Here is a 1,181-nt window from a genome sequence, read left to right as displayed (position 1 = left end):
AACCAATGGATAAATGCCAGCGACCGTTGACGTTCTCTTTGAGGGCGAATTGGAGCGACTGATGATGTTGATGGCGACCGTTAGGGAGTTAAGGTTAAAAAGGACGCTCGCGATCGCCCCGTGACTTCAGTACGATCACCCGCTAACAACTCTACGATCGCGCCCCGATTCTCAAGAGTGTGATACACCAAGCGTCAAAAATACCGGGTCAGCTCATGTTTGAATTGACCCGGATAACGGAAGATAGGGAAGTCTCACCAACCCGATCGACCGCTATGAATGTTGTCACTCAATTGCTTGAGTTTCGTCAAGCCATCTACAAAAATTTATGTCAAGCCCAAGATGCTACCTTTGAATTAATGGATGCACTCTTGCTGACGAGAAAAGCTCAAAGCTTGGCTGATTTATCATTGTCCTGTGTCTTTCGCCGTCAGTGGCCGAGTGTCTACGAAGCACTACAAGATACCCGGCCCGATCGAGAGCAATTAATGAAACTTTACATTGCACAAATTCAACCGTCAGAACCAATTGTCTTAGCAGGCGACCATACGAGTTGGTCCAGACCTGATGCCAAAACTCTCAAAGAACGCACTTACGAACATTCCCCCTCACAATTAGGAGGCAGTCCGGTAACTGTAGGCTATGGCTACAGTACACTGGCATGGATACCCGAAGAACAAGGCAGTTGGGCCCTACCATTTTTACACGAACGAATCACCAGTTGGGACAGTCCGATCTCGATGGCAGCTCAACAATTATCGAGGGTAAGTGAGAACTTACCATCAAGAGCAATATCTTTGTGGGATAGCGAATACGGCTGTGCGTCATTCATCAATCAAACCGCATCGGTTGGTGTAGATAAACTGATGCGCTTGCGCTCGAATTTATGTTTGTGGGGCACACCAGGTGCTTATGGGGGTCGAGGCAGACCCAAACTTCACGGCGCTAAATTCAAACTCACCGCTCCTACAACTTGGAGTTCTCCAGCACAACAAATTGAGATTGATGACCCCGAGCTAGGTCAATTGCGGGTGCGGGTTTGGCACAATTACCATTTTCGTTTGTCCCCATCTCATTCGATGTCTGTTGTGCTGGTAGAAAGACTGACGACCGACGGTTATGCTAAGACAAATAAGCCGATGTGGTTAGCATTTGTGGGATTAAAAATGCCCCCACTCGAT

1 protein-coding gene is annotated in these 1,181 nt (G+C 47.8%); it reads left to right on the top strand.

Going from position 1 to position 1,181, the window contains the following annotated elements:
* Window positions 1-215 precede the first annotated feature (215 nt).
* On the top strand, window positions 216-1,181 hold a 966-nt coding region (locus tag QUA62_RS29215), incomplete at its 3' end, for a transposase (RefSeq protein ID WP_333408284.1).

This window comes from Microcoleus sp. MON1_C1 (genome assembly GCF_036701945.1).
Taxonomy (GTDB): Bacteria; Cyanobacteriota; Cyanobacteriia; order Cyanobacteriales; family Microcoleaceae; genus Microcoleus.
This window is presented reverse-complemented; position numbering and strand designations above follow the sequence as displayed.